Origin of the sequence: Acinetobacter sp. SK-43, from assembly GCF_015351505.1 — a bacterium.
GTDB lineage: Bacteria > Pseudomonadota > Gammaproteobacteria > Pseudomonadales > Moraxellaceae > Acinetobacter > Acinetobacter junii.
Genome location: NZ_JADKPY010000001.1, coordinates 113,903 through 127,468, shown reverse-complemented (window position 1 = coordinate 127,468; position 13,566 = coordinate 113,903). Strand labels below are relative to the sequence as shown.

The 13,566-nt window shown below is 34.9% G+C and carries 9 protein-coding genes; 4 read left to right on the top strand and 5 right to left on the bottom strand.

All coding sequences use genetic code 11. From position 1 onward, the window contains the following. The first annotated feature begins 16 nt into the window (after nt 1-16). Nucleotides 17-994: a hypothetical protein gene (locus IRT38_RS00675; protein ID WP_194596490.1), complete on the top strand. Its 978-nt coding sequence runs from the start codon at nt 17-19 to the stop codon at nt 992-994. A gap of 30 nt (nt 995-1,024) precedes the next feature. On the opposite strand, the gene IRT38_RS00670 is transcribed toward IRT38_RS00675, so the two are convergent. Genes IRT38_RS00670 through IRT38_RS00650 form a run of 5 tightly spaced genes read right to left on the bottom strand, consistent with a single transcriptional unit; the run spans nt 1,025 to nt 6,167 of the window. Further along, a complete protein-coding gene (locus IRT38_RS00670; RefSeq protein WP_194596489.1) occupies nt 1,025-2,083 on the bottom strand; it encodes an RAMP superfamily CRISPR-associated protein in 1,059 nt (352 codons plus the stop codon). A gap of 17 nt (nt 2,084-2,100) precedes the next feature. Next, nucleotides 2,101-2,757, bottom strand: coding sequence for a hypothetical protein (locus IRT38_RS00665; RefSeq protein WP_194596488.1), 657 nt, complete (start codon nt 2,755-2,757; stop codon nt 2,101-2,103). Then, nucleotides 2,754-4,814 (bottom strand): helicase C-terminal domain-containing protein, encoded by a 2,061-nt coding sequence (locus IRT38_RS00660; protein WP_194596487.1) that lies wholly within the window; start codon nt 4,812-4,814, stop codon nt 2,754-2,756. The genes IRT38_RS00665 and IRT38_RS00660 overlap by 4 nt, the downstream gene beginning before the upstream one ends. Continuing rightward, nucleotides 4,804-5,406 (bottom strand): hypothetical protein, encoded by a 603-nt coding sequence (locus IRT38_RS00655; protein ID WP_194596486.1) that lies wholly within the window; start codon nt 5,404-5,406, stop codon nt 4,804-4,806. The genes IRT38_RS00660 and IRT38_RS00655 overlap by 11 nt, the downstream gene beginning before the upstream one ends. Then, nucleotides 5,406-6,167: a hypothetical protein gene (locus tag IRT38_RS00650; RefSeq protein ID WP_194596485.1), complete on the bottom strand. Its 762-nt coding sequence runs from the start codon at nt 6,165-6,167 to the stop codon at nt 5,406-5,408. Before IRT38_RS00650 ends, IRT38_RS00655 begins: the two co-directional genes overlap by 1 nt. 207 nt (nt 6,168-6,374) lie before the next feature. On the opposite strand from IRT38_RS00650, the gene IRT38_RS00645 reads away from it, so the two are divergent. The 3 genes from IRT38_RS00645 to IRT38_RS00635 all read left to right on the top strand — a co-directional run bounded on the left by IRT38_RS00645 (nt 6,375) and on the right by IRT38_RS00635 (nt 13,495). Beyond that, nucleotides 6,375-6,887, top strand: a complete 513-nt coding sequence (locus IRT38_RS00645) for a hypothetical protein (RefSeq protein ID WP_194596760.1) — start codon at nt 6,375-6,377, stop codon at nt 6,885-6,887. Between the two features lie 74 nt (nt 6,888-6,961). Beyond that, a complete protein-coding gene (locus IRT38_RS00640; RefSeq protein WP_194596759.1) occupies nt 6,962-7,600 on the top strand; it encodes a hypothetical protein in 639 nt (212 codons plus the stop codon). A gap of 234 nt (nt 7,601-7,834) precedes the next feature. Next, nucleotides 7,835-13,495, top strand: coding sequence for an Eco57I restriction-modification methylase domain-containing protein (locus IRT38_RS00635; protein ID WP_194596758.1), 5,661 nt, complete (start codon nt 7,835-7,837; stop codon nt 13,493-13,495). The last annotated feature ends 71 nt before the right edge of the window (nt 13,496-13,566 follow it).

Genomic DNA, 13,566 nt, shown 5'->3' with positions numbered 1-13,566 from the left:
CTAAGCGGTCAAACTTATGCATCAGCTCGAAAGATTATCCGAAATGGATCAGAAAAGATTACAGGCTAAATTGTATGGAAACATAAAAAAAGGACGTTTTTTCTTATTCACTGGAATAGCTTTACCAACAATGTTTATTACATCTCAGTTGATTGTAAAGTCCTTTCTATCTGACCCCTCTTTCATGGAATATCTACAAGCAAATCAATTTGTTTTTGACTTAATTTTGTTCGTTAGTCGATATGAAACATACTTTTTTATTTTTGCTGTTTTATATGCGTTAATAACATTATATCGCGGCTACTTGGTAATAAAAACCTCAAGAGAGCAACTTTTATTGATAGATATAGTTCAGAAGAAAAATATTGCCGATCTTACCGGAAAGGACTTTGATCTCCTCACTGAACTGGACAAACATCGTTTAGCAAAGTATTTAATCATAGAAAAACAAAAAGAAAATCAACTTAAAGAAGAAAAATTTGAAGAAGAATGGAAGAATTTGGATGGTAGAAGTCAACCATACCTTTTCTCTGGAGTGTCATTAGATTTTATTTTTATGGCAATATCAGGGTGTTTACTAGGGACGATGATTCTGGAGTCACTATATCAATCCGCTGAAAAATCAACTGGTATATGGATTATTTTTTATGGTCTGATAGCTGTAATGATTTCAACTATCATTTTGGTCTCATTCCATACTTATTTTGCAATTAAAGGATCGCCAGTTCCAATAGAGGAAGATAAGACACCTAGATACCCCCCTGCCCGACTTAAGTTCTTTTCTACGCTTGGCTCTTTACTCTTTTTGATCATTGACGGTTTAATAATATTTACCGGCGTAAAATTGTTTATGAGAGATGCTCTTGATCCAGTTAGTGCTATACAGCTCACATTTGCGATTATAGCGTTTGTAATTGGTGTGGTAGCTATGATCCTGTTAGTCCGTGGGCATATCGCTTATAAGGCTTTACAAGGCGAAAAAAAGGAGGGTTAACCCCTCCTTTTATACTTATCGTTTGATTGTTTAGTAAGTAGTGAAATCATAAGTTCCATTACGAATTTTTTCTTCAACTTTTGAAGGATCAAAGACTAACTTATTATCAATCACGTCTTTGTTTGGAACCGCTTCAAATCCATCATCACCCATTAAAACTTTGCCCAATTTTGTAGGTTTCGGATCATTTAATGAGCTAACCGAAACATCCCATTCAGCATGAATCTGACCACATCCAAGATTCGAGTGACCCCCGATACGAAAATCATATCCTGCTTTGTAAAGGACCCACAAAAAGAACTCGAATTCATCACCGGTAACATCCGTAACTTGTATACGATGTGATAGTGTGTATCCGGCATCAATTGCCTCAAACCCATCAAGAATTCGCTGAATGGACTCAGTACTACCAGTACGAGATTCTTTTACCTCTTTCATTTCATCATTCAGAGTTTCAATTTGAGCAAAAATTGCGGCTTTAGCTTCTGGATCAGCTTTACTCAATTGTTTTTTCAATTTTGAAATTTCATCCTTGATACTGCCCGTTTGTTCTGCCGTATCTGCTGTAGCACTCATTACTTTTTGTAGATACTCTAATTCATTTTCATCTACGCTTTTTACTAAATCTTTATTACGAGTAAAAACATGACTACGTGAACCATTCCCAAGTACTACTAGAGGGTTTTCATTTGGACTTGCAAGGGCATTACCGATTTGAGAGTGACTGCCAACAACAAAGTTGCCAAAAAGAGAAAGTAAGGGATTTTTTTTACGGATAGGTAAATTTTTATTGACCGCTTCATACCCCCCACCAAGCTTGACCACTCGGGCAGTATCTACACCAGAGGCATTCATGTAATGTTGGTCTACTGACAGTACTTTTCCTGCTTTTTCGAGTTCTAAGACTACTGCGTGATGAGCAATGCTTCTTAAAAATCCACGAATAGAAGAAGCAGGGATATATGCAGAGCCATGCGAGTTAATTGGCATACCTGTAGTTTTAGGCAAGCTAATAGATACGGGTTGAATAGTAGTTATGGTACCAACAAATTTATAGTTCTTTGCAGTAGTATTAGATGTAACAGTCATGTTTTTCTCCAGAAAAATTAATATGTGATAACAGTAAATTCGGGAAGCGCAGCGAGATGTCTTTCTGCTGATCGGTATGGAGGCTTAAGTGGTAGTTGCTGTTTTAAGCCTTGATAGCCTTCTGGTAACATTGAAACTGGCAAATTGCGTGCAATAGAGCCATCCTCCAAGAAAAAGCTGTAATCATTTTCAATTTCTTCAATGATGATTTCACCAATTTCTCCGTAACCTTGTTTATTAGATAGACCAATAAATCCTGCAAGTTCTAACAGGTGTCTAATTTTATTGGCATCACCAACCGCATAGAACTCAACAAATGCTACAGAGAGAGCATTTCGAGAGGTCATTTTCTTTCTGTAATAACCTGTTTTAGTTACGATAGTCCCCACCTTTTTTGATAAAGGAAGTGAAAACTCATTCCAGTTAACCGTGGTAGGATGGTTCGTTTCGCAGGCAGTTAATGGGTGCTTAAGGCTTCTTGTATAGATAAGAGCAGAAGTTTTATAGATTCCATTTTCCTTATCCAAGATGGTATCCAGATAATCTATAGCCTGACTTTCACTGAACTCAGAGTGGTCAATAATGGACCAGAATAGTAGTCCATCCAGATGAATAGGAAATTTAGGAACCTCAATTGGAGCAAGGATTTCGAGAGTGATTTTTAATTTTTTCATATCATGATGACCTCTGTTTTTTGCTCTCCAAATATCGATGCTTTTGAGTAGTTAATAAGAAAACGTTTAGGAATGGCATACATAAGCGTTGAGTTGGCACGTTCGCTATTGGAATGAGGCATTCTAGGGTCAGCAATCCAGATTTTTACTTTATCGTTTGGTCCTCGCACACCACGCCCCAAACCTTGCTTAAGTTTAGGAACTACATTGTTGACTTGATTTAACCAACTAATACCCTGCGCTTGGTATTTACCATCTTTCATCTTGAATTTAACGTATTCATTATAAAAATATTCTAAAAGATCATCAGGAGGGCTAAAGGGTATTCTACTTATGACAACATGTTTAATCAGTTGACTACCATCAGCTTGTCTAACGTCTAACCCTTCCCATCCGGCAGAAGTAATCAATATTTTCACTTTCCCACTAATGAAGTCTGTCAAATATTCATTCAGAGCAGTATTTCTTTTATGAACTGAAATTAAGGATGATAGGTGGGAAAGATGGTCACTAATGACTTTAGATTCGTGGTGAGATGTTGTAAGACAAAGTACAGCCCCACCCTCATCATAAGCTGCTTCAATCATCCCTAATACATTATTCAGCCAATCAGGATCAAATTCTGTTTGTTCATCATCAAAAGTTTGTATTGGTGAGTTAATTTTCTTTTGACTCAGTACAAAATTCATTTCTCCATATCTGGTTGGAGAAAGTGAACATTGTTGCCCGATTTCTTCATCTTTGTAGCCTAGTGTATTAGCAATCACTTTGAACGAAAGAGTTGATTTATTGTCGGAAATCGTTGCACTGGTATAAATGGCTTTATCTGAGAGTTCATTGCACATCCATGCCATTAGTCTTGAACCAAAAATATTGATTGTTGCTAAAGACATCTTCCGTATAACTGGAGAGAAATGAATAGCAGAAATAATATGCGGATATGGTTGTTTTGGCTTCCAGAATTCCAATACTCTAGCAGCATAATCAAAGTTTGTTAGAGCGTTCGCCGTTTCAGCTTCAAGCTCGCTTTGTTCAAGATACTTATCTATCTTGTTTGAAGCTTTTTTCAGTAATTTACTCGACTTATCAATTATTTGAAAATAATGAGTTATATCCTCCGGAGAGTTAGCAAAGGTAATGTAATTATCTTTGGTTCTTTTGTGTCTGGACGAAATTGAATTCTGTAATTCTGACAATAGATCAATTGCGCTATCGATTTCTTTAACAGAAGGAAATATTTTATAGGTGCTTATGAGGGACCGGATCAACTCTTTGAAGCTGCTGTGATAATTGAAATGATCCTGACAAATCCCTTCAATTTTGTGGGCTTCATCAAAGAAGATTGCGCTAAATGAATTAGCCTCTATGCCGACTTTTTTAAAGTTGATTAAAGTTGCGTGATTTGTGATAAGGCAATCAGCATTCTTTGCTTGTTGAAGGTGAAGGAGGTAAGCATCATTATCTACTTGTTGTCTTGCGAGCAAGCAAATATCCGTAGTTTTGATACCCTCTGGAAATGAACCGTAATCATTTAACCAGTCAGATATTAATCCGGTACCAGAATCACAACTAATGTGTGCATGGCGTAGAAAATTATTTAATTCATTTTTTCTTTCTGGGTTTTCAAACAATATACGTTCACACGCTAATTGTGTTCTACTTTTAGAAAAAAAACTGGTTCTACCCATGCGGTATGCTATGGTAATTTCGGATGTATCAAGACCAATTTGATTCAAAGCTTGTTTAGCGAAAGGTGCGTCTTTAAGAAAAATCTGTTTTTGGAGTTGTCTCGTAAAAGTACTTATGGCTATGGGCTTTATGTTATTACCATTACGCTTCTGGAGATATAAATAGAGTAAGGTAGGGACAAAGTAACCCAGACTCTTGCCAATACCTGTCTCAGCTTCTAAAAATGCAACTTTATTATTTTCAATCAGAGATTGACCTACATGCTGAGCATATTGAAGCTGCTGATCACTATAACGACCACCCAATTTAACAATGGCACCATCTTTACCAAACACTTGTTCAATAAGATTTAAGAATTCATCCTTCATTGTTGATCACCCTTAACATACCGAAGCCCATGGTTTTATAACGACCGATACCGTTATACCAAGCCTTTTCAAAGAGTTGTATATCAGTGATTTTTGCTTCGAAAACAACATCAATGGCTTTAAAGGATGTATCCGTTTTCTTGAAATAACGACTCCCATTTTCTATATGAATAAATTTCTCTAAATTCATACCAGATTTAGCAAATAAGGTCACAATGTATTGATCTAGTCGTTCACCAGTCATCAATAAATATGGATAAATTTCCTTATTATTGGGTTCTCTCCCTTTTTCTTTAATGAAATTCGCAATTTCATCCTTAGATAAATAGCATTGCTTAATCTGACTTAAAGTTACGGTCCCTTTTATCCTATTTCCTTGCTCAACATCGAGCGTTTCTTCGATAGAAGTAATCCCAGAAGGCTTAATAGCACTTCGGACCATGATTCTCTCATTTATTGAATGGAAAACTAGCTTTGCTCGATTTTCATTTTTTAAATCAAAATCGTGATTGTTAAGCCGCTTAAGGTTATTAAAAAGCGTAGTATGCAAATCAGGACCGGCTTGTTTGAATGCAAAATTAAAGGCTTTCATTAAACTGCTGCTCCTAAAGCTGCTAACCAAATCATTCTAGCGTGAGGGTAAGAAGGAAGTGTTTTTTGTGAAATTGAAGCAAAATCCTTATATTCGGCAAAGAATTTTTGAACACGGGGATTGGCTGATTGTAGCGATCCAGAAGTAAGTGAACGTAAAAGGATTAAAGCCTCTGTTCTCTTAGGTTTGGGCAGAGATAAATAAGCTGATTTAAATTCGCTCCACCCCTTTCTTGGGACTATCACACAGCCATTTAATGTTGCTAAAACCAAATGATCTTCATCACCTATCATTAAGTTCTTGAGGTATAGCTCTTTTCGAATAGAAACTTCGATAACGAGCATTGAACGTCTATCTTCGATCAGTTCTAAATAAGCCGCATTCCCCGCTAATTCTTTAGTTTTAAATGGCGTTTTGGGGGATAGCTTTTTGTAGTAGTTCCCAGAACACCACAATTCAGGGGCAGCATTGTCAACAGGTACAATCATAAAGGCACCCTTGTAATCCATAAATCGCATTGCAGATTTAGGAGCTGCCCAAGTACCTTGATTTAATCCAATAACATCGTAACTGCCGATTGTGAAAACTTTTGCTGCGTCAGAATACGAGTAATGAACGCCGTAGGAATCTTCCCAACAATAAACTTGTTCTTTTGTGCCAAATACTTCACAAATCCCTATTTCAGAATCTAGTTCGGCGAGTTCATTTTTAAAAAGAGGAACTACTTTTGATTTCAATAATGAAATCGGGTCTAAGTCCATAGGAACACCATGAAAATAACTTTGTAGAAAATACTAATTAAATATACATTTAAGTCAAGGATATTAACATAATATATGTCATATATGTGGTATATTGTGCAAATTAATAATATTTAACAGTTTGATGAAATATTTTACCAAATTAGGTAAAAAAATTCATCAATATTGAATATCGTATCAGGTGAATGTATGAGAGTTGAGAGTAAAATGGAAATTTCAAAGACAGAGAAGTTTAAAGTGCTGTACTTAAATTTTTTCCCTGTCGTTTTCATGCCTTTTACTACTTTATATTTACTCATAAAAGGCGATGATCCAAAGGGTTTTTTCTTAACTAACATATTGATTAGTGTAGCTTTATTATTGATACCACTTCTAATGAATATTTGCATGGTCTGTACTAAATATCTTTTCAAAGAAAAAGATAAAAATTTAGAGATTTTTGGTACAGGATTAGGTGTACTATGCCTTTTATTCATGATAGCTAGTATTTTTTATCAATACTTCAAGTTCGTGGGCGAAGTAATTCCTTTAGATAAAATTTATCTTTCATTTGGCTTGAGTGTTTTATTTTCCTGTTTAGCATCAAGTGCATTATTTGCATTGAAATATATTTCTTATGTGAAAAGATTTGCACTTAACTCTAATACAAAACTCACGAGATTTATTGTTGCAGGCTTACCACCTTTAGTCGTGGCATTAGTTGTACGTTTAATAATGTAAAAATACATCTAAAATCCTTGTATATTTGCGGTATATCTTTTATATTTTATAAATATCAACTTTGGATTACTGCCATGAATAAGGGTAAGAAAAACTCGTCTATTGAAAAAAATCTTAAAAATTTATCAAAAGCATTATTCGTGTTATCACAAATTGCAAATCAACGGAAAAATGAAATTCTTCGTTTAAAAGAGGTAATTAGCTCCTACACAGCAAGTGATGAGGAGCTAAATGCCTTAAAGCTTAAACTTAAGCAATTAACGAAGAAACAGCAATTTTTTCATGCTGAACGAACAGAAATCTTTCGCTTCCTAATTTATAGTAAGTTAGTGAATTTAAAAGGCTTTAATGTATTAGGTGCCTTTAATTATGGCGTAGTTCAGATGGGAGACCACCATTTCTATGTCATTATAAATAAAAAATTGATAGAAAAATTCCAATTAAATAAAATTGGCGAAGGTTTAAAGGAGTTCGAATCACTATCAGAAGAAGAACTCAACATTATTTTACCCTTAAGAGAAGCAGAAAAAATATTTAAACAGTCTTTAGCTAAGATTCGATCAACTATAAAAAAGGCTAATAAAGTCAAAAGTAAAAAATCTACTAATGCACAAAGCGATCAAATCCTTTCGAAAAGCTTAAGTTCAAACGGCAGCATTGTCGTAATTAAAAAAAGAAAGTTTTCTGGCGCAGTACCGACTAACAAAAACTAAATTTTGCAGAGTTTTTAACTCTGTCGCCGTGCCCGCTTGCGCTTGTACTCTATCTGCTAGCGCATCCAGAGTGCTATTCAACGAATAGCACGATTTAATTTTTTAATTAAAACATGTGCTTATTAGAATCTAATGTTTTTAAAAGCGACAGAATATGTCGTTAAATATTATTATAATATGCTAAATATGCGGTATAAGTTGTATAATTATAAAATCAACTTTGGAGCATATTTAATGAACTTAGAGAAATTATCTTTTTTAGAAATTCATCATTTTGATAATAATATAGAAGCAATTAAATGTTTAAAAAAACATGAAGCTAACGGCACCCTCCCTACTGAAAATGAATTAGAAATATTAAAGGGGTATATTGGTTGGGGCAGTCTTGCAAAAGTATTTCCTGACTCTGAAAATTGTTTTGTTTCTGAAAAATGGGCAACTCGAAATTCTCTCCTAAGAGAAGTTTTAGCGGATATTGAATACACAGCCGCACGGGCTTCGATTACAGATTCATTTTATACACCAGATGTTATCATTTCCTCGATGTGGGAAATAATAGCGCGCCTTGGGCAAGATCAAGGTGTAGTACTTGAACCAAGTTGCGGTACAGGTAAATTCATTTACAAATGCCCTTCCCCTGAAAATATGCGTTTTATAGGTGTCGAAAATGACCCAATAAGCGCGAGAATTGCAAAGCTTATCAATAATACAGGTTCATATATTTTCGAAACTGGTTTCGAAAATTTGCCATTACAACAAGGATGCTTTGACCTCATTATCGGCAATCCTCCTTATGGAGATTTCGGCATAAATTTAACGGATTTTTTAGAATACAATCGCTTCTCTATTCACAATCAGTTCATTTTAAAAAGTTTACAGTCTTTAAAACATAATAAGTACGCCGTTTTCGTTGTTTCTCGATATGTATTAGATAGTTCAGATGCGCAAGCTAGAAAAGAAATTTCGTTTCTTGCTGATTTAGTTTCAGCATTCCGATTGCCGTCTGGTGCATTTAAAGATGGTACAACCTCTAATACAGAGGTAATTACGGATATTCTTGTATTTAAAAGAAAATGTTTAAATGATGAAAATTTTGCACGTTCAAAATATGGTACAGATGGTGTAAGTTTTCCTGTATGGGTAAATGCAGATGTCATTGATGATCAAAATGGGAAGAATCTCTTTTTAAATCGATTTTTTAGTAAAAATCCAGAAAATCTTGCCGGTCAAATTGAGTTTAAAAGCGGTCCGTTTGGTCGTGAGTTATTTATTGCTCCGACTGCTAATTTAGAAGTAAGCCTAACAAATTGGGTAGATATTACTTTTAAAGTCAATCAAGATGCAGAAGTACCGAATCTAGTTGAAATTCAGACTGAATTTGATGCTCTGGTAGCTCACTTGTATATAGAAATGTCGGGTAAGGAAATAGGTGTAATTGATAAGACCGAGACAGGAGAATTGTATAGAATTATTGAGCAAGATGTTGATTCTGGTTTCAGGTACAAAACTCAAATATTGTGTGAAGATACGGTTTGGTCCGACAAATATGTTTTTCATGTCAGTGGAAATTATTATTCTAAAATTCCGAAGCTTGATGAACTAGGCAATAAAGTTTACGAGGTCAATGACCAAGGCTACTCAAATGGTAGAATTGTTTACGAAAAACAATTTATAGAACTTGATGAAATTGGCGTTCGATCTAAGCTCGGCAAAACACGTATGAAAAAATTGGAGCTTCTTGTCGATCTGCGCGAATGCTTGAATCAACAGCTCAAACTTGAATCAAATGATTGTAGTATTGATGAAATTGAAAGTAACAGAATTATTTTAAATACCAAATACGATAATTTTTTAAAGAAATTTGGATATATCAATGCAAGTGCAACATTAAGTTTAATTAATGATTTGCCAGATGCGGGGTTGCTACTTGCTTTAGAGGATGGCTATAAAAAACCTGTTAAGGAATTTGTGGGATATTTGCCGACCGGCAAACAAAATTATCGAATTGTTCAAGATGAGAATGCAACCAAAGCAGCTATTTTTAGTCAACGTGTGATATTCAAACAAATTCGACCAAGAAAGGCTGTTGATTGCGCTCATGCACTGAGTTTGTCTTTAAGTTATAAAGGAGGTGTTGATATACAATATATGGCTGATCTGTTAGATATGGATAATCAACAAGTTATAGATCAGCTTTATACAAACACCCCTACCCCGCAAATCTTTTTTGATCACCAAATTTATGAATGGGTTCATAAGAGTGTCTATCTATCTGGAAATGTCAGAAAGAAACTTAAATATGCGCAAAGTAATGGTGATGCAATTGCTGAGCAAGCACTTCTAGCCGTTCAACCTGAATATATTCACTTAGAAAATATTTCAATATCACTAGGGATGACTTGGCTACCAGTAAGCTTATATGAATCGTTTATTCGTTATATTTCCGATGATCCAAACGCGAAAATCTTTTATGAAAGAGTGTCAAACGTATATGACCTAGTATGTACACCAAGTGCTGCGAAATCAGCACTTTATAGTACAGATAACTTGAGTTTACTTAAGCTTCTTGAACATCTATTTAATAACGTTACAATAAGAATCATTCGAAATGATTATTGCACTATAAAAAAATGTGATGTAAAAGTTTTTGATGCAGAAGCAACTGAACTAGCAATCTCTCTTGCAGAAACAATGAAGCAAGAATTTATTACATGGTTATACAGTCAAACGCACCTTTTAGAAAACCTTGAAGAAATCTATAACCAGACGTTTAATTCTTATGTAGTTCCAAAGTTTGAAGGCTCAAATATTATCTTAGAAGGTAAAGTGCCAGATTCGATCATTGAGTTTAGGCAACATCAGCTAAATGCGATCTACCGTGGTGTACTCTCACAATTTACCCTTTATGATCATACAGTTGGTGCAGGGAAAAGCTTTATTTCCATTGCCAGAGCAATGTTGAGAAAACAATTGGGGTTAACAAAAAAATCGTTAATTATTGTCCCAAACCATTTAGTTATCCAATTCGCAGCAGATGTATATAGATTGTTCCCATCGGCAAAAGTTTTAGCTGCTACACCTAATGATTTTGCAAAGAAAAACCGTAAACGTCTTTTTTGCAGGATTGCAACTGGTGATTATGATGTAGTAATCATGGCACATTCATCTTTTGAATTTATTAAATTAAGTGATTCAATCCAAGATAAATTTATACAAGATGAAATTGATACGGTCGAAAATGCCTTATTAGAAATTGAGACAAATAGTGGTCAGCGTAGAACGGCAAAAGCTCTTGTGACTTTGAAAAAACGATTAGAGAAAAAATTATCGAATGGATTAAACCTTAAGCGTGAAGATAAATTGATTACATTTGATCTGCTTGGGGTCAATAATATTGAGGTGGACGAATTCCATTCCTATAAAAATCTTCAATATTACAGCAATTTAAATAACGTTGTAGGAATGGGAAATCCTAGTGGTTCCTACCGTGCTTTTGATATGTATATCAAATTTTTGTATTTACATAGTATTAATGGTTCTGCGGGCTGCTACACCGGTACGCCAGTATCGAATAGTGCTGTTGAAATTTACAATATCAAACGCTTCTTAATTCCTAATATTCTTAAAGAATTGAACTTAGACCATTTCGATAATTGGGCGCGGTTGTATGCTGATAACGTAACTAAGTTTGAAGCTACTGAATCAGGTAAATTAAAACAAGTAACGCGATTTGCAAGGGAGTGGAGAAACTTAAGTTCAATGATGGGCTTATGGTTTCAATTTGCAGACTCTATCAGTAAAGAAGATTTAAACAGAATTCATAGAGAGACTACAGGTAAAGATTTCCCTGTTCCTCGTGTTGCGAATGGCGGTCGTCAAACACATGTTGTTAAGCCGACAGTTGAACAAAGAGAAATATTAGATCAAATCTTGCAGCGATATGAAAAATTGGAAAATATTTCCGATTTGAAGGATCGCAATAGTGAACGTCTAAGACTGATGGATTTAGCAAGAAAACTATCCTTATCTGCCAGATGTGTAGACCCCGTTAAGTATTCTGGTGAAACAGGAGGCAAAATTACAGCTTTAGCCAATAATGTGTTTTCGATATATAACGAATGGAATCATTCAAAAGGAACTCAATTAATTTTTCTTGATCGTTCTGTTCCAAAATCCAATAGTGATGTGAAACTCATTAAACAATATGATTCACTTATTGGTAGGTTGAATAAGGCTATAGATGAACAAAACGAGACCGCAATACAAATACTTGAAGATCGATTGGAATGCTTTAATGTGCATGAAATAGAAGCTATCAGATTGGCACAAGATTCTAACTGGTCGGCATATCAGGAAATAAAAAACAATTTAATTTCATTGGGGATACCAAGTAATCAAATAAAATTCATTCAAGAAGCAAAAACAGACCAAGAAAAGCAGGAAATCTTTGATCTAGTCAATTCTGGTGAGATTCGAGTTTTGGTAGGCTCTACTGCAAAAATGGGTTGTGGTACAAATGTTCAAAAGCGATTAGTTCATTTGCACCATGCGGACATTACTTTTAAACCTAGTGATATTGAACAACGAGAAGGAAGAATTTTAAGACAAGGAAATCTACTGTTTGAATTATTAGGCGATATGTTTGAGGTTGGCATTAGCTGTTATGTGACTGAGCATTCTTCAGATGCGCGAATGTGGGAGCTAAACAGTATTAAGCTGAAAATGATTGGTATCTTCCGAAACTATAACGGGCAGCATACTATTGATTTTGGTGCTGAGGCTGATGCCATAAGCATGAAAGAAATTGCTGCTTTGGCGACCGGCAATCCCTTAATGCTTGAGCGGGTTGAGTTAGAAGCTGAGATACAAAAAATTGAACGTTTAAAAGCAAACTATTCAAGACAACAAGCTAATTTTGTTTTGCAAGTTTCAAAATCTGAAAAGGCATTAAATACATTACCTAGTAAGCGGGAAAGTTATCTGGAAAGCGCATTGAATTACTACGCCCCTTTATATGAGGAAGCTATTCTTAGAGCTGAGCAGTTAAATATCAGTATCAATGATCAGATATTTACCAACTATGGGAATGCTCTTGAATTCTTACTAAAACTTAAAGAGCAACAAGCTAAGATATACATAGATGCTATCCCCTGCTCCTACTCACGCGCTAAAACAATGGTAAAAGAATGTTTGAAAGATAAGGATAAACCATTCCATTATGTTTCTCCGACTGGTGAAGTATTTAGAAATTCTATTGGAGCTGCGGAGGTTATATATAAAATTATTACGGCTTACGACTCTGACGAACTAGGTTATTTATTTGGCTTACCTTTACATAGACAAAATTCGATGAATTGTCATTTAGTTGTCACCACAGTTGATGAGGAATACGAAATATCAAGATTGGCTATCAAAAAACACGAAATAACTGTTATCAATGTCGCAAGTATGCTTATTACGTTGTCAAAACGTATTGGTATTGAGTTTAATGAAGTTGAATGCAAAATTAGCACAGAACTTAAAAATGCAAGCGAAATTATTTCGCAGATAAAACCTAAAATTGGTCAAGTATTTGATAAAGAAACAGAATTTCAATACAAGAAGTTGCGACTTAATTTAATTCAAATAGCTTTGTCGGATGTTGAACCAGAGGCGAAATTTGAAGAACTTCTTTTAGAAAATGCTATTGAAATTAGTAGCTTAACTTCAAAACTTAAAAATGCAGATACAGGGAGAACTAATAACGCAACACTGCACGTTGAGACTAATTCTTATAACGACTCTAAAAGTTTGTATGATGAAACTAGAACGACAAAAGGTCCAACGAAAAAGCATAAGTGTAAGATGCTTGTAGATGGAAAAATCAAACTAGCTTTACAGCTCGAATTGTTTTAATTTTCGGGTTTTGAATCTCATTTTGAGGTTCAAAACCAAAATTTGCTTCGCTTTCGCTGCGGCATTTTCGC

What these genes read in the sequence shown, in the direction of transcription:
- IRT38_RS00670 (WP_194596489.1), bottom strand. Translation starts at nt 2,083, where the DNA reads ATGACTGTTACATCTAATACTACTGCAAAGAACTATAAATTTGTTGGT.
- IRT38_RS00640 (WP_194596759.1), top strand. Translation starts at nt 6,962, where the DNA reads ATGAATAAGGGTAAGAAAAACTCGTCTATTGAAAAAAATCTTAAAAAT.
- IRT38_RS00645 (WP_194596760.1), top strand. Translation starts at nt 6,375, where the DNA reads ATGGAAATTTCAAAGACAGAGAAGTTTAAAGTGCTGTACTTAAATTTT.
- IRT38_RS00650 (WP_194596485.1), bottom strand. Translation starts at nt 6,167, where the DNA reads ATGGACTTAGACCCGATTTCATTATTGAAATCAAAAGTAGTTCCTCTT.
- IRT38_RS00660 (WP_194596487.1), bottom strand. Translation starts at nt 4,814, where the DNA reads ATGAAGGATGAATTCTTAAATCTTATTGAACAAGTGTTTGGTAAAGAT.
- IRT38_RS00665 (WP_194596488.1), bottom strand. Translation starts at nt 2,757, where the DNA reads ATGAAAAAATTAAAAATCACTCTCGAAATCCTTGCTCCAATTGAGGTT.
- IRT38_RS00655 (WP_194596486.1), bottom strand. Translation starts at nt 5,406, where the DNA reads ATGAAAGCCTTTAATTTTGCATTCAAACAAGCCGGTCCTGATTTGCAT.
- IRT38_RS00675 (WP_194596490.1), top strand. Translation starts at nt 17, where the DNA reads ATGCATCAGCTCGAAAGATTATCCGAAATGGATCAGAAAAGATTACAG.
- IRT38_RS00635 (WP_194596758.1), top strand. Translation starts at nt 7,835, where the DNA reads ATGAACTTAGAGAAATTATCTTTTTTAGAAATTCATCATTTTGATAAT.